We start from the raw sequence: 19,318 nt of genomic DNA on the forward strand, positions 1-19,318 counted from the left end.
TATATAACACTAGGCAAAAAGACCCGCTTTGGGTAATTCCCTATAGCCAAAGAGAAATCAGACAAGAATTCGTGACGATGGCGTGGCCGGTATGTTGCCGATGCGCCATGGATGGGGCGCCCTGCCTTGGCCATCCGGCTGTCGCTTGGCTGACCGTCCGTGTCGCGCCGCAATAATTTTTATTGCGCCCAGGTGGTTAATGCGATAATTGTTTCTTTTCCCCGACTGCAGCGGCTGTTTCGTTGCGGCCAACGCGGCCAAGATGTCCGCAGATTACCTATGGAAAGCCCGCCCCGGCGCGGTCATGAGTTATGGCGATAAAACACTTCCTGCAATTCAAGGACTTCACGCGCGAAGAGTTCGAGTACCTGTTCCAGCGTTCGAAGTGGATAAAGCATCAGTTCAAGAATTACCTGGCCTACCAGCCACTGAAGGATCGTACGCTGGCCATGGTGTTCGAGAAGCAGTCCACCCGCACACGCGTCAGTTTCGAGGCAGGCATGTACCAGATGGGTGGTATTGCGCTCAACCTGACCACCGGGCAGACGCAGCTGGGCCGCGGTGAGCCGATCGAGGATGTGGCGCGCGTGATTTCCCGCATGGTGGATATCGTGATGATCCGCACCTACAACCAGGACATCATCGAACGCTTCGCGCTGTATTCGAGAGTACCCGTCATCAATGGCCTGACCGACGAGCACCATCCGTGCCAGATCATGGCGGACATCTTTACCTTCATCGAGCATCGCGGCTCGATCGAAGGCAAGATCGTCGCCTGGGTTGGTGACGGCAACAATGTTGCGCGCTCCTGGCTGCAGGCCGCCAAGATTTTCGGCTTCACGCTCCACGTCTCGACGCCACCCGGCTTCGAGCTCGCGGCTGGCGAGGATGACGGCCCGCATCTCAAGGTCTTTGCCGACCCGATGGAAGCTGCCAAGGATGCGGACCTGGTGACCACCGACGTGTGGACCAGCATGGGCTGGGAAGACGAGGAGGCGGACCGCAAGGAAAAATTCGCCGATTGGCAGGTGGATGCCGACATGATGCGGGTGGCGAGGCCTGATGCGCTGTTCATGCATTGCCTGCCGGCGCATCGTGGCGAGGAGGTATCGGCCGAGGTGATCGACGGCCCGGCCTCCGTCGTCTGGGACGAAGCGGAGAACCGCATGCATACGCAGAAGGCTGTGCTCGAATATTTGCTGCTGGGTAAACTCGCCGGCTAGGACCAAGCATCTGCGCCGGTACAACGCGACAAGGAACCGAGATGATTGATCATACTGGATTGAGCGTGAGTGACTACGGTGTCAGCAAGGCGTTCTATCAGGCTGCATTGGCGCCGCTCGGCTATTCTGTGTTGATGGAATTTACGGCTGAACAGACCGGTGGTTTTGAAGGGGCTGGCCTCGGTGTTGCCCCCACGCCGGATTTCTGGCTCAGCCGTGGCGAGCCGCAGAAGCCGCCGCTGCATATTGCTTTTCGTGCTGACAGCCGCGCCCAGGTCGATGCGTTTTACGCGGCGGCGATCAAGGCCGGTGGGCGGGATAACGGTGGCCCCGGTTTGCGTCCTCACTATCATCCAGATTACTACGGCGCATTCGTGTTCGACCCTGACGGCAACAATATCGAAGCCGTCTGCCATCTGCCCGAATGAGCAAGGTCATCCATGCCGCATCTCGTGCTTGAATACACAGCGAATCTGGCCGGGCAGGTTGATCACCGTGCATTGTTTGGCAAGCTGCACGCCACGATGATGGCGAGCGGCGAGTTCCGTCAGGAAGAGATCAAGAGCCGCGCCGTTCGGCTCGACGATTACTATATCGGCAATGGCGACCCGGAGAATGCATTTGTGCACCTCAAGGTCTCCATGCTCGACAAGCGTGGCGATGTCGCCATGCAACGTATTGCCCAGAGCCTGCTGCCGGTGCTTGAAGATGGCTACCGGCAGGCATTTGAAACGCACAAGTGCCAGATTTGTGTCGAGGCTGTTGGCATGCAAACCGATTGTTACTTCAAAGTTGTTGCTTAAGAAGGTTTAACCCATGTCTGACGTCAAGAAAGTCGTGCTCGCCTATTCGGGCGGCCTGGATACCTCGGTCATTCTCAAGTGGCTGCAGGACACCTATCAATGCGAAGTGGTCACCTTCACCGCCGACATCGGCCAGGGTGAGGAGCTGGAGCCCGCTCGTGCCAAGGCACTGAAGCTCGGCATCAAGCCCGAGAACATCTTCATCGACGATCTGCGCGAAGAGTTCGTGCGTGATTTCGTATTTCCGATGTTCCGTGCCAATTCGGTCTACGAAGGCGAATACCTGCTCGGCACATCGATTGCCCGCCCGCTGATTTCCAAGCGTCAGATCGAGATCGCCAACCAGGTCGGTGCCGACGCGGTGTCGCACGGCGCGACCGGCAAGGGCAACGACCAGGTGCGCTTCGAGCTCGGCTACTACGCGCTCAAGCCTGGCGTCAAAGTGATTGCGCCGTGGCGCGAATGGGACCTGCTGTCGCGCGAGAAACTCCTGACCTACGCAGAAGCTGCCGGCATCCCCATCGAGATGAAGCACAAGCAAGGTGGCGCGCCCTATTCGATGGACGCCAACCTGCTGCATATTTCGTTCGAAGGCCGCCACCTCGAAGACCCCAAGGCTGAGGCGGAAGAGTCGATGTGGCGCTGGACGGTGAGCCCGGAGGCCGCCCCTGATGCGCCCGAATACATCGACATGGAATTCGAGCATGGTGACCCGGTCGCGCTCAATGGTGTGCGCCTGAAGCCGCACGAAATGCTGGCCAAGTTGAACGAGCTTGGTGGCAAGCACGGTATCGGCCGGCTGGACCTGGTCGAGAACCGTTACGTCGGCATGAAGTCGCGCGGTTGCTACGAAACCCCGGGCGGCACGATTCTGCTCAAGGCACACCGTGGCATCGAGTCCATCACGCTCGACCGCGAGGTGGCGCATCTGAAGGATGACCTGATGCCTCGTTACGCCAGCCTGATTTACAACGGCTACTGGTGGAGTCCGGAGCGCAGGGCGCTGCAGGCGCTGATCGATACCACCCAGCAGTGCGTCAACGGCTGGGTACGCCTCAAGCTGTACAAGGGCGGCGTATACGTGGTTGCCCGCGACTCGAAGGACACCCTGTTCGACCAGACCATCGCGACGTTTGACGATGACGGCGGCGCCTACAATCAGGCTGATGCAGGCGGCTTCATCAAGCTCAACGCATTGCGCATGCGTATTGCAGCGAAGAAGCGCGGCTGACATCAGGCCTGACGTGACGAACAGAAACGGCGCCCATAGGGCGCCGTTTCTGTTCGTACAGGTGTTTGAATTGACGCAGCAAAATGCTGCGCAGCAGCTAAGTATCTGTTAGTATTTATATCAGTAGCGCTGCTGCCCATTCAGATCGGCAGCAGCTTTATTTTGACCATTATTTTGTGCGTTGCAACAATGAACGAAGAGCTCTTCACGGAATTGTCGCTGCAAATCTGCGTTACCGCCCTGATCCTGTACATGGGGTTCATCATTTACAATCTGGCGAAGGAATCCAAAGCCGGAAAATATGGAACCATGGTGATGTTCGGCACGCTTGGTTTTGGCGTGGTGGGCTTTCTGATCAAGACCGTGCTGACCAAGGTCATTGCGTAGTCAACTAACGGAGCAGGGTATGTCTCTTCAATTCGATAATGTGAGCGTCGTCAAAAAGGCCAATGTCTATTTTGACGGCAAGTGTGTCAGCCACACCGTGGCGTTTGCCGATGGCAGCCGCAAGTCGGTCGGCGTGATTTTGCCGTCGAGCTTGACTTTCAATACGGGCGCACCGGAAGTGATGGAGCTGATCGCCGGCAAGTGCAAGGTGAAGCTGGCTGGCGCTGCCGATTGGGTTGCCTATGAAGGTGGCCAGTCGTTCGATGTACCCGGCAACTCCTCGTTCCAGATCGAGGTGACGGAAACCCTCGATTACGTCTGTCACTTCGGTTAAGCCATAGCGCCGATATCGGAGCGATGTATATCAAAAGCCTGGCTCTGTGAGTCAGGCTTTTTTGTGCGTGGATGCAAAGCGGTGTACGACGCAGAATCTTCGGCTGTGAATCGAGTAAAATGAAACATTGGAAAACTGCATAGGAAGCTGGCGCAATGCCCTCGTTTGATATTGTCTCGGAAGTGAATGAAGTCGAAGTCCGTAATGCCGTTGATCAGACAAACAAGGAAGTCGGCACGCGTTTTGACTTCAAGGGCAGTGATGCCCGTGTCGAGCAGGCAGAGAAAGTCCTGACGATGTTTGCCGATACCGAGTTCCAGCTCGATCAGGTGAAGGATATTCTGAAAACCAAGCTGGCCAAACGTGGTGTCGATATCCGCTGCCTGGATGAAGGCTCGGTGGAGAAGGTCAGCGGCAACAAGGTCAAGCAGGCGATCACGGTCAAGGTCGGCATCGAGACCGAACTGGCAAAGAAGATCGTAAGGCTGATCAAGGATAGCAAGCTCAAGGTGCAGGCCAGTATCCAGGGTGATGCAGTACGTGTGTCGGGTGCCAAGCGAGATATCCTGCAAGATGCCATTGCGCTTGCACGCAAGGAAATCACCGAGTTCCCGTTGCAGTTCCAGAATTTCCGAGATTGATCGGAGCATGTGATGAAGCTTGAGTTTGCCGTTGTGCTGGCGCTGCTGACCTCACCCGTTGCCGCAACCGAGGTTGCCCTGGTCGGCATGATGGGGCAGAAGGCGCTGGTCTCGATCGACGGAGGCAAGGAACGCATTCTGACCGCGGGCCAATCGACCTCCGAAGGTGTGCGCTATCTCGGCCCGGAAGGTGGCCGTGCCCTATTCGAGGTCAACGGCAAGCGCAAGGCGCTGACGCTGGGAGAGGCGGCTTATCGCAGCAGCGGCGACAGTGGCGCAGGCAAGACCGTGCTTCAATCCGATGGACAGGGGCATTTTCTGACCGATGTCATGATCAACGGGGCGACAGTGCGTGGCCTAGTCGATACCGGGGCGACCTATGTCTCGATGAGCATGTCGCAAGCCAGATCGCTGGGCATCAAGCTTGATGGGGCTCCCAAGGGGGCCATGCAGACGGCCAACGGCGCGGTGCCGGCCTATCTCGTCAAGTTGCAGTCGGTCAAGGTTGGTGATATCACGCTCTCCAATATCGACGGATTGGTGAGCGCGGGCGATCAGGGCGGGGTCGTGTTGATCGGCATGAGCTTTCTGAACCGCCTGTCGATGCAACGTGATGGCGAGAAGATGGTGCTGACCAAGCGTTACTGATGCGCGGTCCACCCGTCGGCGCAATAGAAAAAGGCCACCAAGTCTGCTGGCCTTTTTCTATTTGATGACCTGCAGCTTTGCACGGCCCTTGGGGCGGTCGTCCGTTGGTGCCGCTGGCGGCGGCGCCTCCGGCGGCTCGGCCTGCTCCTCGATGTCGAAGCTCATGCCACCGCCCGTCTCGCGGGCAAAAATCGAAATTACGGCGCCGACCGGGACGACGATGTCGCGCGAGACCCCGCCGAAGCGTGTCGAGAAACTGACCCAGTCGTTGCCGATGTCGAGATTACGCGTCGCCCCATAACTCACGTTCAGGACGATCTGGTCATCCTTCACATACTCAAGCGGCACCTGCACCTTGTCGCCAATCACGGCAACGGCCAGATACGGCGTGTAGTTATTGTCCACGCACCATTGATGGATGGCCCGGATCAGATACGGCTTGGTCGAGATCTCGCTCATCGGCTTGCTCCTGGCTATTGCACTTACTTGCGCATCGCCTTTTCGGCTGGGGTCAGCGAATCGATAAAGGCCTGGCGGCTGAACAGGCGCTCAGCATACTTCAGCAGGTGCGGATTGGGTTTGCCGAACTCGATACCGTAATGCTCCAGGCGCCACAGCAGCGGAGCCACGGCCACATCGAGCATGGAGAATTCGTCGCCCAGCATGTATTTCTGCTTGGAGAAGACCGGTGCGATCTGGCTCAGGTTGTCGCTGATCGCCTTGCGCGCCTTTTCCTGATCCTTCTTGCTGCTGCCGCCATTTTCCAGTACGCGCACATAGCCAAACAGCTCTTGCTCGAAACGATGCAGGAACAGGCGCGCGCGCGCACGCATGATCGGGTCGGCCGGCATCAGTTGCGGGTGCGGGAAGCGCTCGTCGATGTACTCGTTGATGATATTGGCTTCGTGCAGGATCAGATCGCGCTCGATCAGGACAGGAACCTCGTTGTACGGGTTCATGATGGCCAGATCTTCGGGTTTGTTGTGGATATCCACATCGTTGATCTGGAAGTCCATGCCCTTTTCGAACAGGACGATGCGGCAGCGATGGCTGAACGGGCAAGTGGTGCCGGAGTACAGAGTCATCATGGTGAAGGGGGCCCTCGGTGTTGCGTGAATTTGACAGGGAATTGGCTATTTTATCAAATTGACAATGGCAATTTCCAGTGTTTATCGTCAAGCCTTTGTTTATATAAAGAAAAACGGGGAGCAAAGGCTCCCCGTTCTCACTGCGTTGCACTGCAGGCTTAGTGCACGTCTTTCCAGTACTCTTTCTTGAGAGCGTAGGACAGCGGTACCAGCACTAGGATCAGGAACAGCAGGACCACATAGCCAATGGTCTCACGCTTGTTCTGCGCGGGCTCACCCATGTAGACAAGGTAATTGACCAGATCATTGACCATTTGGTCGTAGTCCGCGGTATTGGCCTTGCCGTCCTTGAGGCTGGTCAGTGTGCCGGCCTTGACCAGCTTCACTTCCTTCTCTTCGTGGCCTTCGGCATTCTTCTTGATCTCGACCTGCTGCTCGCCCTGCAGCTCGTACAGGACGTGCGGCATGCCGACCTTGTCGAACACCGTGTTGTTCCAGCCAGTCGGGCGGCTGTCGTCGCGATAGAAGCCGCGCAGATAGGTGTAAAGCCAGTCGGCGCCACGCGAACGGGCGATCACGGTCAGGTCCGGCGGTGCTGCACCGAGCCATTCCTTGGCATCCTTGCTGGTCATGGATACCTTCATCAGATCACCGATCTTGGCATCGGGGCTGAACAGGAAGTTTTCCTTGATCTGCTGTTCGGTCAGGCCCAGGTCCTGCAGACGGTTGTAGCGCATGTAGCCGGCGCTATGGCAGTTCAGGCAGTAGTTGACGAAGGTCTTGGCACCGCGCTGCAGCGACTCATAGTCGCGGGTGTTGACCTGAGCTTTGTCGAGATGAACATCCTCGTTGGCAAAGGCCATGACCGGCACGACCAGCAGCGCAAGCAGAAATTTGCTAATCAGTTTTTTCATCTTGTTGTGCTCCCTTAACCGGTCACGCGATCCGGTACTGGCTTGGTCGAGTCATTCTTGGTGTACCACGGCATCAGGAAGAAGAAGCCGAAATAGATGAACGACAGGATCTGGGCCACGATGGTGCGGGCATTGGTCGTCGGCAGTGCGCCGAGGATGCCAAGGCCAATGAATGCAACGACAAACAGTGCCAGTGCGATCTTGAACTTGGGGCCGCGGTAGCGGATCGACTTCACCGGGCTCTTGTCCAGCCACGGCAGGAAGGCGATGACGACGACAGCCACGCCCATGGCGATCACGCCCCAAACCTGGGTGCCGGCGAACGACGGCACCGCACGCAGAATGGCGTAGAACGGCGTGAAATACCATACTGGCGCAATGTGCGGCGGTGTCTTCAGCGGGTCGGCCGGGATGAAGTTGTTGTCTTCCAGGAAGTAGCCGAAGAAGTTGGGCAGGAAGAACACGATCGCGCTGAACACCACCAGGAACACGGCCACGCCGAAGATGTCCTTGACCGTGTAGTACGGGTGGAACGGGATGCCGTCGAGCGGAATGCCGGTCTTCGGGTCCTTGTTCTTCTTGATCTCGATGCCATCCGGGTTGTTCGAGCCGACTTCGTGCAGTGCCACGAGGTGGGCAACGATCAGCAGCAGCAGGACCAGCGGAACGGCGATGACGTGCAGCGCGAAGAAGCGGTTCAGCGTTGCATCGGATACGACGAAGTCACCACGAATCCAGGTCGACAGATCCGGGCCGATGACCGGGATCGATGCGAACAGGTTGACGATTACCTGGGCGCCCCAGAACGACATCTGGCCCCACGGCAGCAGGTAACCCATGAAGGCTTCCGCCATCAGGCACAGGAAGATCAGCATGCCGAATACCCACACCAGTTCGCGTGGCTGACGGAACGAGCCGTACAGCAGGCCGCGGAACATGTGCAGATAGACCACGACAAAGAACATCGAGGCGCCGGTCGAGTGCATGTAGCGGATGATCCAGCCGCCCGACACGTCGCGCATGATGTATTCGACGGAGGCGAAAGCCTGGGCGGCATCCGGCTTGTAGTTCATCGTCAGGAAGATGCCGGTGACGATTTGCAGCACCAGTACGAGCAGGGCCAGCGAGCCGAAGAAGTACCAGAAGTTGAAGTTTTTCGGCGCGTAGTATTCCGAAATGTGCGCCTTCCAGGTTGCGGTGAGCGGGAAGCGCTCATCGATCCAGTTGAGGACCTTGTTTTCAGTCGTCATGTCGTGGCTTCCTTATTTGTCTTCACCGACGAGGACACGGGTGTCGCTCAGGTATTTGTGCGGCGGAATGACGAGGTTGCTCGGTGCCGGAACGCCCTTGTAGACGCGGCCTGCGAGGTCGAACTTGGAGCCGTGACAGGGGCAGTAGAAGCCGCCGAGCCATTCCGGGCCCAGATCGGCTGGCGCCAGATCGGGGCGGAAGGTCGGCGAACAGCCCAGGTGTGTACAGATGCCGACGGCGATCCAGATTTCCGGCTTGATCGAGCGGCCGGCATTCTTGGCGTAGTCAGGCTGCTGGTCCGCATCCGACTTCGGGTCTGCGAGCTTGTCGTCGAGCTTGACCAGGTTGGCGAGCTGCTCCTTGGTGCGGTTGACAATCCAGACTGGCTTGCCGCGCCATTCGACGTTGATCTTCTGGCCAGGCTCGAGTTTGCTGATATCGACCTCTACCGGTGCGCCGGCCGCTTTGGCTCGTTCGCTCGGGAAGAAGCTGATCAGAAACGGCGTCGCCACCCCGGCAGCCGCCACGGCGCCAGCGGCACCGGTTGCCGCGACAAGAAAGCGGCGCTTGCTGTTATCGACAGGTGTATCGCTCATCGTCATTCCTAAATGATGGAAACCATTACCCTAAAACTCTCGGATTTTACCCGATATCACTACCCGGGTAAAACCCGTAGAGCCTTGTTGGAAGGGGGAATCCGCGAAGTTGTGGGGGTGGGGGCCGCTTATGCCGGGCTATCGATGTCGACGAAGTGGTGAGCCAGATCAAATCGCTCGGCCAGATGTCTGCCCAGCGCATCTATGCCGTAGCGCTCAGTCGCATGATGGCCCGCCGCGATGAACAGCGTGCCGGCCTCGCGTGCGGTGTGGACGACGGGCTCGGAGATTTCTCCGGTCAGGTAGGCGTCGACGCCCTGCAACAGGGCATCGTTGAAATAGCCCTGCGCGCCACCGGTGCACCAGGCGATGCGTCGAATTGGCGTGGAGGCCTCGCCGACCATCAGTGGGGGACGCTGCAAGGCCGCTTCGATGCGCGCTCCCAGCTCCGTGGCGGAAAGCGCTTGGGGGAGGGTGCCGACCGCACCCAGCGCCTGATCGCCGAAATTACCCTCGACGCTCAGGCCGAGGCGCAAGCCCAGTTGCGCGTTGTTGCCGAGTTCGGGGTGGGCATCGAGTGGCAGGTGATAGCCAAACAGGTTGATATCGTGCGCCAGGAGCTGTGCGATGCGCTGCCGTTTGATGCCAACGATGCGTGCATCCTCATTTTTCCAGAAAAAACCGTGGTGAACGAGAATCGCATCGGCACCAAGCTCGATTGCCTGCTCGATCAGCTGCCGGTTGGCGGTCACGCCGGTGACGATGGTCTGGATCTGCTCCCGGCCTTCGACTTGCAGGCCATTGGGGGCATAGTCCTTGAAGCGCCAGACTTCGAGCAGTTGCTGTGTATAATTTTCCAATTCCTGGCGCGTGACCATCTGAACTTCCCGCATGTTGAAAAAACTCTGGCTGATTTTCGCACAAAGCGCCACGGTCGCGTTGGCGCTCTGGTTTGTCGTGTCGCTGGCCCACCCGGACTGGCTGGGGCGGCGCGAACCGCAACAGGTCGTGACCTTGAGGGAGGCCTCTCAGCCAAACTCGGTCGCCGCCCCTCGCGAGCGTGGCCCAGTTTCCTATCGTGATGCTGCGGCAAAGGCCCAGCCGGCGGTGGTCAACATCTACACCAGCAAGGAAGTGAAGGTACCGCGTCACCCGCTGGCCAATGATCCTTTCTTCCGCCAGTTTTTCGGCGATCGCGGCATGGCGACGCAGCGTGCGTCAAGCCTGGGCTCCGGCGTGATCGTCAGCGACGAGGGCTACATCGTCACCAACCATCACGTGGTCAAGGCGGCGGACGAAATCGAGGTGGCGCTGGCCGATGGCCGGACTGCGTCCGCGAAATTGGTCGGCACCGACCCGGAAACCGATCTGGCGGTCATCCGAGTCGGCTTGGACAAACTCCCGGTGATGACCTTGGCCGACTCCGACAAGTTGGCTGTCGGTGATGTGACGCTGGCCATCGGCAACCCGTTCGGTGTGGGCCAGACCGTGACGATGGGGATCGTCAGCGCGCTGGGGCGCAGCCAGCTTGGCATCAACACCTTTGAGAACTTCATCCAGACGGATGCCGCGATCAATCCCGGTAACTCCGGTGGTGCGTTGATCGATGTCGACGGCAATCTGGTCGGCATCAACACTGCCATTTATTCGCAAAGTGGTGGCTCGCTGGGTATCGGGTTTGCCATACCGGCCAATTCCGTACGGCAGATCATGGAACAGATCATCCGTAACGGCACGGTGACACGCGGCTGGATCGGCGTCGAAATGCGCCCGCTCAACGCCGAGCTGGCGGTTGCCTATGGTTTGAAGCAGGGGGCCGGTGTGCTGGTGTCGGGGATTGTGCGTGACGGGCCGGCGCATCAGGCCGGCCTGTTGCCTGGCGACGTGCTGGTGGAAGTGGCGCGGCAGCCTGTCGGCGATGTGGCGGGGGCCATGAACCGGATTGCCGCGCTGTCACCGGGCACGCGCCTGCAGCTGGGCGTGATGCGCGACGGGCAGCGGATCGAGGTCGAATCGGTGGTGGCGAGGCGGCCGCACTTCAGCCGCAATGGCCTGGAGTGAAGCGGCTCAGCTGTGGATCGTCGGCAGATTGCCGGCACGCCGCTGATCCGCCTTGACCATCATGGCCGCGACGATCACGCCGGCTTCGTACAGCAACCAGAGCGGGACGGCCAGCATGATTTGCGACAGCACGTCGGGCGGGGTCACCACGGCGGCGACGATGAACGCGCCAACGATCACATAGGAGCGCGCCTCCCTCAGCTTGTCGACGCTGACCACGCCGAATTTCACCAGCAAGATCACTGCGATCGGCACTTCAAAAGTCACGCCGAACGCCAGGAACATGCCGAGCACGAAATCCAGATACTTGCTGATGTCCGTCATCACGGCCACGCCGGCTGGCGCGACGGAATTCATGAAGTGGAAGACGACGGGGAATACCAGGAAATACGCAAAGCTCATGCCGAGCATGAACAGTAGGGTGCTGGCGACGATCAGCGGCGCAATCAGGCGTTTTTCGTGGTCGTACAGGCCCGGCGCGACGAAAGCCCAGGCCTGGTAGAGCGTGTGCGGCAGCGTGATGAGGAAGGCCGCCATCATGGTCACCTTCATTGGCACGAAGAAGGGCGTGGTGACTTCGGTTGCGATCATCTGGCCGCCCCGTGGCAGCGAATGCAGCATGGGCATCGCAATCAGGGCGTATATGTCGCCAGACCAGTGGAACAGTGCCACGAATACCACCACCAGCCCGATGATGGCGCGCAGCAGCCGGGTCCGCAGCTCGATCAGGTGCGAGATGAAGGATTGGACTTCGTCGGTCATGGGTGATGGGTTTCGGCGTGGGGCGTGGGCGCAGTGTCTGCAAACAGATCAAGCTGGCGGGAGCGAAACTCGGTTTCCTCGGGTGTGAACACCGGAGGGGGCGGCTCGGCGAGGGGCTGGCTGAACAGGTCGACAACAGGAGCAGACACGGCTGGCGGAGCTTCGCCCAGCACGTCATTGCGCAGCTGTTGAGAGAAGTCGGGGATGGATGCCGCATTTGCCTCGGCTTCCTGTCGCATCTTGTCGACTTCAGCCTGGGCCAGCTGCACCTCGTTGTGTATCTGTTGTTCGAGCTGCCTGGCCGCCTGGCTGATTTCGCCTTGCACCTTGCGCAACTCGTCCAGCTCGATCTCGCGGCTGACGTCTGCCTTGACCTGAGCTACGTAACGCTGGGCGCGGCCAACCAGATGGCCCAGCGTCCGTGCGACCTTGGGCAGTCGTTCCGGGCCGATCACGACCAGGGCAACCGCCCCGATCACGACCATCTCTCCAAAGCTGATATCGAACACCCGTCTACCGCCCCGTCACTGATGGGATGTTTCTGCTCAGCGCTTTTCGCTGTCGGCGTCGATGACGCGACCGTTTTCTTTCTTCTCGGCCTGGTCGGCTGGGCCGTTCATGCCTTCCTTGAAGTTCTTCACGGCCGCGCCGAGGTCGCCGCCGACATTGCGCAATTTCTTGGTGCCAAAGACCATGACAACGATCAGCAGGACGATAAGCCAATGCCAGATGCTAAAGGAACCCATGATGATTACTCCTTGATGATCGGGCTAGATTGCCCAATGCATGCGTCAACAGTGTAAGAAACCGGCGGTGGGCCGCTCAGTTGTGATTCAGTTGTTCGAGTGTTTCCGACATCTTGCCGCTGCCGCCGCCAAAGACGTGGACGTGCAGGTGGAACACCACCTGGCCACCGCCGTGGCCGGTATTGATGGCGGTGCGGAAGCCCGCCTCCAGGCCTTGCTCGCGGGCGAGCTTGGGGGCCAGCAGCAACAGCTTGCCGAGCAGTCTCTCGTGCTCGTCATTGCATTGGACCAGCGATTCCACGTGCTGTTTCGGCACCAGCAGGAAATGTACTGGGGCGATCGGGTTGATGTCGTGGAAGGCGATGACCTCGTCGTCCTCGTAGACCTTCTTCGACGGGATGTGCCCGGCGGCGATCTTGCAGAAAATGCAGTCAGTCATGAGGCTTTCCTGTCAGCTTTGCGGGCGCGAGGCTTTTTCGTCGATGCCGGAGATGCCTTCGCGGCGGTGCAGTTCGGCGAGGACGTCATCCGGGCCTAGGCCGTGCCAGGACAGCAGCACCATGCTGTGGAACCACAGGTCTGCCACTTCGCGCACGATGTGCAGGCGGTCGTTGTCCTTGGATGCCATGACGGTTTCGGTGGCCTCTTCGCCAACCTTTTTTAGAATGGCATCCTGCCCCTTGTGAAACAGCTTGGCGACATAGGAGGACTCCGGGTCCGCATGCTTGCGGGTTTCCAGCGTTTCCGCCAAGCGGTGTAATACTTCTGCGCTGATCATGTTTGCGTTATCAGTATTGGCCGAAAGCCATATTGTAATGGCGGAGTGTGAAAAAAGTGTAAAACAAGCGTCACACGCCCAAGCTGCGCTCAGTGCTTGTGGTAGATCGCGTCCGGGTCCTTGAGCACGGCATCGGTGACGACCCAGCTCCCGCCTTCCAGCCTGCGGTAGAAGCAGCTCTCCCGCCCGGTATGGCAGGCAATGCCACCTTGTTGCTCGATCGAATAGATGATCACGTCCTCATCGCAGTCGAGCCTGATTTCGTGCACTTTCTGGAAGTGGCCGGACTCTTCGCCCTTGTGCCACAACCGGTTGCGGCTGCGCGACCAGTAGTGGGCCGTGCCCTTGTCCGCCGTGAGCGCGAGGGCTTCGCGGTTGGCGTAGGCGAACATCAGCACGCGGCCGCTCTGCCAGTCCTGGGCAATGACCGGGATCAGCCCTTGGGCATCCCAGCGGATCTCGTCGAGCCAGCTCACAGGCGAACCTCGATACCCTGGCTGCGCATCAGCTCCTTGGCCTCGCGCACCGTGTATTCGCCAAAATGGAAGATGCTGGCGGCGAGCACGGCGTCGGCGTGTCCTTGCAGGACGCCATCGGCCAGATGCTGCAGATTGCCGACCCCGCCCGAGGCGATGACCGGGATGTCGACCGCATCGGAGACGGCGCGCGTCAGCGGCAGGTTGAAGCCGATCTTGGTGCCGTCGCGGTCCATGCTGGTCAACAGGATTTCGCCGGCGCCGAGCTGCTGCATCTTGCGTGCCCATTCGACGGCGTCGAGGCCCGTCGGCTTGCGGCCGCCGTGTGTGAAGACTTCCCACTTGGGCTGACCGGGCGCCCCGACATCCTTGGCGTCGATGGCGACGACGATGCACTGCGAGCCGAAGCGACCCGCGGCATCCGCCACGAGTCGGGGATTGGTCACCGCCGAGGTGTTGATCGACACCTTATCGGCACCCGCATTGAGCAAACGACGGACATCTTCGACCTGACGTACGCCACCGCCCACGGTGAGCGGAATGAACACCTGAGATGCGACGGCCTCGATGATGTGCAGGATGATGTCGCGCTCGTCGGAGCTCGCTGTGATGTCGAGAAAGGTCAACTCGTCGGCACCCTGGTCGTCGTAGCGCTTGGCAATTTCGACCGGGTCGCCGGCATCGCGCAGGCCAACGAAATTGACACCCTTGACGACCCGGCCGGCGGTGACGTCAAGACAGGGGATGATGCGTTTGGCTAGTGACATGGCTTAACTCAGGGCTGGTCGGGGGCGGCAGGGGAATAGACAGCGGGCGGACATCAAGCTGGCGGCAGTGACTGCCGCCAGACGCGGATCACGCACGCAGTTGATCGGCCAGATCCTGCGCTGCCTTGAAGTCGATGGTGCCTTCGTAAATGGCGCGGCCGGTGATGGCACCGACGACCCCTTCATCCTCGACCTTGCACAGTTGTTTGACGTCGTCGAGATTGGTCAGGCCGCCGCTGGCGATCACCGGGATATGCAGGTGTTGCGCCAGTTTCACCGTTGCCTCGATGTTCACGCCGTTGAGCATGCCATCACGACCGATGTCGGTATAGATGACCGATTCCACGCCGTAGTCCTCGAAGCGCTTGGCTAGGTCGATCACGTCGTGACCGGTGATCTTCGACCAGCCATCCACCGCCACCTTGCCGTCCTTGGCGTCGAGGCCGACGATGACGTGGCCGGGAAAGGCGTCGCATGCCTCATGCAGGAAGCCCGGCGTCTTGACGGCGGCGGTGCCGATGATGACGTAGCTGATGCCGATGTCGAGGTAGCGTTCGATCGTTTCCAGGTCGCGAATGCCGCCGCCCAGTTGCACCGGGATCTCGGCGTTGATCACCGACATGATTTCCTGGATGGCGGACAGGTTCTTGGGCTTGCCGGCAAAGGCGCCATTCAGGTCGACCAGGTGCAGGCGACGCGCGCCTTGGTCGAGCCAATGCTTGGCCATGGCAGCCGGATCTTCGGAAAACACGGTCGCGTCTTCCATGGCGCCTTGCTTGAGTCGGACACACTGACCGTCTTTGAGGTCGATAGCGGGAATAAGCAGCATGATGTTGTGGCGTTACGTGAACAAATAAAAACCAGGCTCAGGCCTGGCCATCCCATAGAACAAAATTCTTCAGCAGCTGCAGCCCGGCGTTGTGGCTCTTTTCCGGGTGAAACTGCGTGGCGAACACATTGTCCTTGCCGACCGCACAGGTAAAGCGGAACGGGTAATCCGACTCGCCGGTGACGAGTGCCGGCTCCGGCGTGTCGACATAATAGCTGTGAACGAAGTAGAAGCGCTCGCCATCGGCAATGTCTTTCCACATCGGGTGCGGCCGTTTTTGCCAGACTTCGCTCCAGCCCATGTGCGGCACCTTGAGTTTCTGTCCGTTGGCATCGAACATCTTGTCGGCGGGGAAGCGCACGACATTGCCCGGCAGGATGCCGATGCCTGGTGTGTCGAACTCCTCGCTATGCTCGAACAGCATCTGTTCTCCGATGCAAATGCCAAGGAAGGGCTTGCTTGCCGCGCTTGCCGTCACCGCTTCGCGCAGGCCGCGCTGGTCGAGCTCGGCCATGCAGTCACGCATGGCGCCCTGGCCGGGAAACACGGCCTTGTCGGCGCGATGGATGATGTCGGGGTCGCTCGTGAGCACGATGTTCGCCTCCGGGGCGACGTGTTCGAGTGCCTTGGTGACAGAGCGCAGGTTGCCCATGCCATAGTCGATGACCGCAATCGTCTGTTTCATTTCGATGTCTGTGTAATGGGTCTAGAGCGTGCCCTTGGTCGACGGCATCTGGCCGGCCATGCGCGGATCGAACTCGACGGCCATGCGCAAGGCGCGGCCGAATGCCTTGAACACTGTCTCGGCCTGATGGTGCGAGTTGGTGCCGCGCAGATTGTCGATGTGCAGCGTGCACGCGGCATGGTTCACGAAGCCTCGGAAAAACTCGAGGAACAGGTCGACGTCGAACTGGCCGATCTGCGCCCGTGTGAACGGGATGTGGTACTCGATGCCGGGACGGCCCGAAAGATCGACCACGACGCGTGACAGTGCCTCGTCGAGCGGGACATAGGCATGGCCGTAGCGGCGCACGCCCTTCTTGTCGCCCACTGCCTTGGCGATGGCCTGGCCCAGCGTGATGCCGGTGTCTTCGACGGTATGGTGGGCATCGATATGAAGGTCGCCCTTGGCGACGATATCGAGATCGATCAGGCCATGGCGGGCGATCTGGTCGAGCATGTGGTCGAGAAACGGGACGCCGGTATTCAGATTGGCCTGGCCGGTGCCGTCGAGATTGACCTTGACCGTGATCTGGGTCTCGAGGGTGTTGCGGGTGACTTCTGCTGTGCGCATTACGGTTTCGCTGCTTAAAGGGTTAGGCGCAGGCTTAAATTAAAGCCGATTTAAGCGCTTCGAACAACATCTGGTTCTCTTCGGGGGCGCCAACAGTCAGGCGCAGGCAGTTTTTCAGCGAGGGGTGCGCCGCATCGAGATTCTTGATCAGGATACCCTGCGCCCTCAGCTTCGCGTTGACTGCATTGGCGTCTGGTACGCGCACCAGGATGAAGTTGGCATCCGACGGAAAGGTTTCGATGCCGGGCAGGGTGGTCAGTGCCGAAAACAGCTTGGTGCGTTCCTCACGTAACACCTGTGTCTGCGCGTTGAGCACGTCGATGTGGCCGAGCACGGTTTCGGCTGCATGCTGGGTCAGCACATTGATGTTGTAGGGCAGGCGCAGTTTTTCGAGTTCATCCAGCCATTGTGCCGCACCGACCAGGTAGCCAAGGCGCAGCCCGGCTAGCCCGAGCTTCGATACGGTGCGCATCACCAGCACGTTGTCGAATTCGGCCAAGCGCGGCAAGAAGCTGTCGCGTGCGAACGCCTGGTAAGCCTCGTCGATGACGACGAGGCCTGGCGTGGCGTGGATGATGCGCTCGATCTCGGCGGGCTCGAAATGGTTGCCGGTCGGGTTGTTCGGGTAGGCGAGGAAGACCAGCGCGGGCTGCTCGCGTTTGATCGCGGCCAGCGTGGCATCGAGATCGAGCGTGAAGTCCGCTTTGAGCGGTACGCCGACATAACGCATATTGCAGAACGTCGCGATCATGCGATACATCACGAAGCTAGGCTCGACGCTGAGAATGGCCGTACCCGGCTTGGCGACCGCCATGGCGAGGATCTGGATGATTTCATCCGAGCCGTTGCCGAGCAGTAGCTGCATGTCGTCCGGCAGGCTGAACGCCCTGCGCAGGCTGGCTTTCAAGGTGGCGTAGCTGGCGTCGGGATAGCGATTGACGGGGAGCTTGCCCAGCGTTTCGCCGAGTTCGTCGCACAAGGTTGGCGGCAGCCCGAACGGGTTCTCCATCGCGTCGAGCTTGACCATATTGGCGGCCGGCTGCACGTGGTAGGCCTTGAGCGCCAGGATGTCGGGGCGGATCAGTTGTTGTGGATTGCTCATCTGCGTTGCGTGTCCGGTGTCTGTCGCACTCATGGCTGGTCGAGGCGGTATTCCGCCGAGCGGGCGTGGGCTTGCAGGCCTTCGCCATGGGCTAGCGTCGAGGCGATGCGTCCCAGCGTCTGCGCGCCGTTGCGCGACACCATGATCAGGCTGGAGCGCTTCTGGAAGTCGTAGACGCCCAGCGGGCTGGCGAATCTCGCCGTACGCGATGTCGGCAACACGTGGTTGGGGCCGGCGCAGTAGTCGCCGAGCGATTCCGAGGTGTAGCGGCCCATGAAGATGGCGCCGGCATGCCGGATCTTGCCGACCCAGGCCTGCGGATCGGCCACCGACAGCTCGAGGTGTTCCGGCGCAATCCAGTTGGCGATCTCACAGGCCTCGTCGAGATCGGCGACCTGGATCAGTGCGCCACGGTTGCCGAGTGAGGCCTCGATGATGTCGTGGCGCGGCATGGTCGGCAACAGCTTGGCGATACTGGCCTGGACTCGTTCGAGGAATGCGACGTCGGGGCTCAGCAGGATGGATTGTGCAATTTCGTCGTGCTCGGCCTGGCTGAACAGGTCCATCGCGATCCAGTCCGGGTCGGTTTCGCCGTCGCAGATCACCAGGATCTCCGATGGGCCCGCTACCATATCGATACCGACCACGCCGAACACATGGCGTTTGGCCGCCGCGACATAGGCATTGCCTGGGCCGACGATCTTGTCGACCTGGGGGATCGTTTCGGTACCATAGGCCAGTGCCGCCACGGCCTGCGCGCCACCGATATTGAATACGCGGTGCACGCCGGCCAGGTAGGCGGCGGCCAGTACGAGCTGCTGCTCGCCACCGTCCCGCGCGGGCGAGACCATGATGATCTCGCCGACGCCTGCCACTTGGGCCGGCATCGCGTTCATCAATACCGACGAGGGGTAGGCCGCCTTGCCGCCTGGCACATAGATGCCGACACGATCGAGTGGCGTGACCTGCTGGCCGAGCAGGGTGCCGTCGTCTTCGGTGTAATGCCAGGAGGGCTGTTTCTGATGCTCGTGATAGCGCTTCACGCGCTCGGCTGCGGCGCTGAGCGCCTGCTTCTCGGCCTCGGGCAGGCCGTCGTAGGCCGCCTTGAGCGTCGCGTGCGGCAATTCCAGCTCAGCCATCGTCTGCGCCGACGAACGGTCGAAGCGCTGCGTGTAGTCGATCACGGCCGCATCGCTGCGGGCCTTCACATCGGCCAGTATGTTCAATACGGCGGCATCGACTTGCGGATCTTGCGCGGTTTCGAAGGCCAGCAGGCGGGAGAGTTCAGCGCGGAATTCGGCGCTGCGCGAATCGAGGCGGCGGATAGTGGCCATGGCAGTTGGTCTCAAGCGAAGCAAGATTATAGCGTTCGCGCGACATCTGAGCG

General features: G+C 60.1%; 27 protein-coding genes. 9 read left to right on the forward strand and 18 right to left on the reverse strand.

The window, feature by feature from the left end; translation table 11 throughout:
- Positions 1–311: 311 nt before the first annotated feature.
- The 8 genes from argF to ABWL39_RS09480 all read left to right on the forward strand — a co-directional run bounded on the left by argF (position 312) and on the right by ABWL39_RS09480 (position 5,267).
- On the forward strand, positions 312–1,223 hold the full coding sequence (gene argF, locus ABWL39_RS09445; protein WP_367789596.1) for an ornithine carbamoyltransferase: 912 nt from the start codon (positions 312–314) through the stop codon (positions 1,221–1,223).
- A 41-nt stretch (positions 1,224–1,264) separates the two neighbouring features.
- Positions 1,265–1,651: a VOC family protein gene (locus tag ABWL39_RS09450; protein WP_367789599.1), complete on the forward strand. Its 387-nt coding sequence runs from the start codon at positions 1,265–1,267 to the stop codon at positions 1,649–1,651.
- 12 nt (positions 1,652–1,663) lie between these two features.
- Entirely contained in the window at positions 1,664–2,026 is a 363-nt protein-coding gene (locus ABWL39_RS09455) for a 5-carboxymethyl-2-hydroxymuconate Delta-isomerase (protein WP_367789602.1), read from the forward strand.
- Positions 2,027–2,039: 13 nt separating this feature from the next.
- Entirely contained in the window at positions 2,040–3,257 is a 1,218-nt protein-coding gene (locus ABWL39_RS09460) for an argininosuccinate synthase (protein WP_367789605.1), read from the forward strand.
- Between the two features lie 189 nt (positions 3,258–3,446).
- Complete coding sequence (locus ABWL39_RS09465) at positions 3,447–3,644, forward strand: DUF2788 domain-containing protein (protein ID WP_367789608.1); 198 nt, start codon at positions 3,447–3,449, stop codon at positions 3,642–3,644.
- A gap of 19 nt (positions 3,645–3,663) precedes the next feature.
- On the forward strand, positions 3,664–3,978 hold the full coding sequence (locus tag ABWL39_RS09470) for a pyrimidine/purine nucleoside phosphorylase (protein ID WP_367789610.1): 315 nt from the start codon (positions 3,664–3,666) through the stop codon (positions 3,976–3,978).
- 155 nt (positions 3,979–4,133) lie between these two features.
- Entirely contained in the window at positions 4,134–4,619 is a 486-nt protein-coding gene (locus tag ABWL39_RS09475) for a YajQ family cyclic di-GMP-binding protein (RefSeq protein WP_367789613.1), read from the forward strand.
- A gap of 12 nt (positions 4,620–4,631) precedes the next feature.
- Positions 4,632–5,267 (forward strand): TIGR02281 family clan AA aspartic protease, encoded by a 636-nt coding sequence (locus ABWL39_RS09480; protein WP_367789616.1) that lies wholly within the window; start codon positions 4,632–4,634, stop codon positions 5,265–5,267.
- A 57-nt stretch (positions 5,268–5,324) separates the two neighbouring features.
- Here the strand turns inward: ABWL39_RS09480 and ABWL39_RS09485 are convergent, their stop codons facing one another.
- From ABWL39_RS09485 to ABWL39_RS09510, 6 genes are all read right to left on the reverse strand, one after another.
- Positions 5,325–5,726: a ClpXP protease specificity-enhancing factor gene (locus tag ABWL39_RS09485; protein WP_367789619.1), complete on the reverse strand. Its 402-nt coding sequence runs from the start codon at positions 5,724–5,726 to the stop codon at positions 5,325–5,327.
- Positions 5,727–5,749: 23 nt separating this feature from the next.
- Positions 5,750–6,355 (reverse strand): glutathione S-transferase N-terminal domain-containing protein, encoded by a 606-nt coding sequence (locus ABWL39_RS09490; RefSeq protein ID WP_367789623.1) that lies wholly within the window; start codon positions 6,353–6,355, stop codon positions 5,750–5,752.
- Between the two features lie 158 nt (positions 6,356–6,513).
- A complete protein-coding gene (locus ABWL39_RS09495; protein WP_367789627.1) occupies positions 6,514–7,269 on the reverse strand; it encodes a cytochrome c1 in 756 nt (251 codons plus the stop codon).
- A 14-nt stretch (positions 7,270–7,283) separates the two neighbouring features.
- Positions 7,284–8,519, reverse strand: coding sequence for a cytochrome bc complex cytochrome b subunit (locus ABWL39_RS09500; RefSeq protein WP_367789630.1), 1,236 nt, complete (start codon positions 8,517–8,519; stop codon positions 7,284–7,286).
- Between the two features lie 12 nt (positions 8,520–8,531).
- Positions 8,532–9,116: a ubiquinol-cytochrome c reductase iron-sulfur subunit gene (gene petA, locus ABWL39_RS09505; RefSeq protein ID WP_367789633.1), complete on the reverse strand. Its 585-nt coding sequence runs from the start codon at positions 9,114–9,116 to the stop codon at positions 8,532–8,534.
- 128 nt (positions 9,117–9,244) lie between these two features.
- Complete coding sequence (locus tag ABWL39_RS09510; RefSeq protein ID WP_367789966.1) at positions 9,245–9,994, reverse strand: Nif3-like dinuclear metal center hexameric protein; 750 nt, start codon at positions 9,992–9,994, stop codon at positions 9,245–9,247.
- 13 nt (positions 9,995–10,007) lie between these two features.
- Between ABWL39_RS09510 and ABWL39_RS09515 the strand changes: the two genes are divergently transcribed.
- Positions 10,008–11,177 carry a Do family serine endopeptidase gene (locus ABWL39_RS09515; RefSeq protein WP_367789636.1) on the forward strand — a complete coding sequence of 390 codons (1,170 nt, stop codon included), beginning with the start codon at positions 10,008–10,010 and terminating at the stop codon, positions 11,175–11,177.
- Positions 11,178–11,183: 6 nt separating this feature from the next.
- Here ABWL39_RS09515 and tatC read toward each other — a convergent pair whose 3' ends face one another.
- From tatC to hisD, 12 genes are all read right to left on the reverse strand, one after another.
- Complete coding sequence (gene tatC, locus ABWL39_RS09520) at positions 11,184–11,939, reverse strand: twin-arginine translocase subunit TatC (RefSeq protein ID WP_367789639.1); 756 nt, start codon at positions 11,937–11,939, stop codon at positions 11,184–11,186.
- Positions 11,936–12,448 carry a Sec-independent protein translocase protein TatB gene (gene tatB / locus ABWL39_RS09525; protein ID WP_367789643.1) on the reverse strand — a complete coding sequence of 171 codons (513 nt, stop codon included), beginning with the start codon at positions 12,446–12,448 and terminating at the stop codon, positions 11,936–11,938. The genes tatC and tatB overlap by 4 nt, the downstream gene beginning before the upstream one ends.
- Positions 12,449–12,484: 36 nt before the next feature.
- A complete protein-coding gene (tatA, locus tag ABWL39_RS09530; RefSeq protein WP_367789646.1) occupies positions 12,485–12,685 on the reverse strand; it encodes a Sec-independent protein translocase subunit TatA in 201 nt (66 codons plus the stop codon).
- 76 nt (positions 12,686–12,761) lie between these two features.
- Positions 12,762–13,124 (reverse strand): histidine triad nucleotide-binding protein, encoded by a 363-nt coding sequence (locus tag ABWL39_RS09535; RefSeq protein ID WP_367789649.1) that lies wholly within the window; start codon positions 13,122–13,124, stop codon positions 12,762–12,764.
- 12 nt (positions 13,125–13,136) lie between these two features.
- Positions 13,137–13,463, reverse strand: a complete 327-nt coding sequence (locus ABWL39_RS09540; protein WP_367789653.1) for a phosphoribosyl-ATP diphosphatase — start codon at positions 13,461–13,463, stop codon at positions 13,137–13,139.
- A gap of 89 nt (positions 13,464–13,552) precedes the next feature.
- Positions 13,553–13,939, reverse strand: a complete 387-nt coding sequence (gene hisI, locus ABWL39_RS09545; RefSeq protein ID WP_367789656.1) for a phosphoribosyl-AMP cyclohydrolase — start codon at positions 13,937–13,939, stop codon at positions 13,553–13,555.
- On the reverse strand, positions 13,936–14,706 hold the full coding sequence (gene hisF, locus ABWL39_RS09550) for an imidazole glycerol phosphate synthase subunit HisF (protein ID WP_367789659.1): 771 nt from the start codon (positions 14,704–14,706) through the stop codon (positions 13,936–13,938). Before hisF ends, hisI begins: the two co-directional genes overlap by 4 nt.
- A gap of 88 nt (positions 14,707–14,794) precedes the next feature.
- Positions 14,795–15,535: a 1-(5-phosphoribosyl)-5-[(5-phosphoribosylamino)methylideneamino]imidazole-4-carboxamide isomerase gene (gene hisA, locus ABWL39_RS09555; RefSeq protein WP_367789663.1), complete on the reverse strand. Its 741-nt coding sequence runs from the start codon at positions 15,533–15,535 to the stop codon at positions 14,795–14,797.
- 37 nt (positions 15,536–15,572) lie between these two features.
- The gene (gene hisH / locus ABWL39_RS09560; RefSeq protein ID WP_367789666.1) at positions 15,573–16,220 is read right to left on the reverse strand and encodes an imidazole glycerol phosphate synthase subunit HisH; all 648 of its coding nucleotides are present in this window, start codon (positions 16,218–16,220) and stop codon (positions 15,573–15,575) included.
- Between the two features lie 21 nt (positions 16,221–16,241).
- Positions 16,242–16,829, reverse strand: coding sequence for an imidazoleglycerol-phosphate dehydratase HisB (gene hisB, locus ABWL39_RS09565; RefSeq protein WP_367789669.1), 588 nt, complete (start codon positions 16,827–16,829; stop codon positions 16,242–16,244).
- Between the two features lie 34 nt (positions 16,830–16,863).
- Positions 16,864–17,931, reverse strand: coding sequence for a histidinol-phosphate transaminase (gene hisC, locus ABWL39_RS09570; RefSeq protein WP_367789672.1), 1,068 nt, complete (start codon positions 17,929–17,931; stop codon positions 16,864–16,866).
- A gap of 29 nt (positions 17,932–17,960) precedes the next feature.
- Positions 17,961–19,265, reverse strand: a complete 1,305-nt coding sequence (gene hisD / locus ABWL39_RS09575; protein ID WP_367789675.1) for a histidinol dehydrogenase — start codon at positions 19,263–19,265, stop codon at positions 17,961–17,963.
- Positions 19,266–19,318: the final 53 nt, after the last annotated feature.

This window comes from Chitinivorax sp. PXF-14, from assembly GCF_040812015.1.
Lineage (GTDB): Bacteria > Pseudomonadota > Gammaproteobacteria > Burkholderiales > SCOH01 > JBFNXJ01.

Excerpts from the sequence above, each read along its gene's own strand:
- ABWL39_RS09475 (WP_367789613.1), top strand. The coding sequence starts at position 4,134 with ATGCCCTCGTTTGATATTGTCTCGGAAGTGAATGAAGTCGAAGTCCGT.
- hisF (WP_367789659.1), bottom strand. The coding sequence starts at position 14,706 with ATGTCACTAGCCAAACGCATCATCCCCTGTCTTGACGTCACCGCCGGC.
- hisH (WP_367789666.1), bottom strand. The coding sequence starts at position 16,220 with ATGAAACAGACGATTGCGGTCATCGACTATGGCATGGGCAACCTGCGC.
- hisA (WP_367789663.1), bottom strand. The coding sequence starts at position 15,535 with ATGCTGCTTATTCCCGCTATCGACCTCAAAGACGGTCAGTGTGTCCGA.
- ABWL39_RS09465 (WP_367789608.1), top strand. The coding sequence starts at position 3,447 with ATGAACGAAGAGCTCTTCACGGAATTGTCGCTGCAAATCTGCGTTACC.
- ABWL39_RS09500 (WP_367789630.1), bottom strand. The coding sequence starts at position 8,519 with ATGACGACTGAAAACAAGGTCCTCAACTGGATCGATGAGCGCTTCCCG.
- ABWL39_RS09535 (WP_367789649.1), bottom strand. The coding sequence starts at position 13,124 with ATGACTGACTGCATTTTCTGCAAGATCGCCGCCGGGCACATCCCGTCG.
- petA (WP_367789633.1), bottom strand. The coding sequence starts at position 9,116 with ATGAGCGATACACCTGTCGATAACAGCAAGCGCCGCTTTCTTGTCGCG.
- ABWL39_RS09450 (WP_367789599.1), top strand. The coding sequence starts at position 1,265 with ATGATTGATCATACTGGATTGAGCGTGAGTGACTACGGTGTCAGCAAG.
- ABWL39_RS09495 (WP_367789627.1), bottom strand. The coding sequence starts at position 7,269 with ATGAAAAAACTGATTAGCAAATTTCTGCTTGCGCTGCTGGTCGTGCCG.
- tatA (WP_367789646.1), bottom strand. The coding sequence starts at position 12,685 with ATGGGTTCCTTTAGCATCTGGCATTGGCTTATCGTCCTGCTGATCGTT.
- ABWL39_RS09515 (WP_367789636.1), top strand. The coding sequence starts at position 10,008 with ATGTTGAAAAAACTCTGGCTGATTTTCGCACAAAGCGCCACGGTCGCG.
- ABWL39_RS09510 (WP_367789966.1), bottom strand. The coding sequence starts at position 9,994 with ATGGTCACGCGCCAGGAATTGGAAAATTATACACAGCAACTGCTCGAA.
- hisB (WP_367789669.1), bottom strand. The coding sequence starts at position 16,829 with ATGCGCACAGCAGAAGTCACCCGCAACACCCTCGAGACCCAGATCACG.
- argF (WP_367789596.1), top strand. The coding sequence starts at position 312 with ATGGCGATAAAACACTTCCTGCAATTCAAGGACTTCACGCGCGAAGAG.
- hisD (WP_367789675.1), bottom strand. The coding sequence starts at position 19,265 with ATGGCCACTATCCGCCGCCTCGATTCGCGCAGCGCCGAATTCCGCGCT.
- tatC (WP_367789639.1), bottom strand. The coding sequence starts at position 11,939 with ATGACCGACGAAGTCCAATCCTTCATCTCGCACCTGATCGAGCTGCGG.
- ABWL39_RS09490 (WP_367789623.1), bottom strand. The coding sequence starts at position 6,355 with ATGATGACTCTGTACTCCGGCACCACTTGCCCGTTCAGCCATCGCTGC.
- hisC (WP_367789672.1), bottom strand. The coding sequence starts at position 17,931 with ATGAGCAATCCACAACAACTGATCCGCCCCGACATCCTGGCGCTCAAG.
- ABWL39_RS09460 (WP_367789605.1), top strand. The coding sequence starts at position 2,040 with ATGTCTGACGTCAAGAAAGTCGTGCTCGCCTATTCGGGCGGCCTGGAT.
- ABWL39_RS09540 (WP_367789653.1), bottom strand. The coding sequence starts at position 13,463 with ATGATCAGCGCAGAAGTATTACACCGCTTGGCGGAAACGCTGGAAACC.
- ABWL39_RS09455 (WP_367789602.1), top strand. The coding sequence starts at position 1,664 with ATGCCGCATCTCGTGCTTGAATACACAGCGAATCTGGCCGGGCAGGTT.
- ABWL39_RS09470 (WP_367789610.1), top strand. The coding sequence starts at position 3,664 with ATGTCTCTTCAATTCGATAATGTGAGCGTCGTCAAAAAGGCCAATGTC.
- ABWL39_RS09485 (WP_367789619.1), bottom strand. The coding sequence starts at position 5,726 with ATGAGCGAGATCTCGACCAAGCCGTATCTGATCCGGGCCATCCATCAA.
- ABWL39_RS09480 (WP_367789616.1), top strand. The coding sequence starts at position 4,632 with ATGAAGCTTGAGTTTGCCGTTGTGCTGGCGCTGCTGACCTCACCCGTT.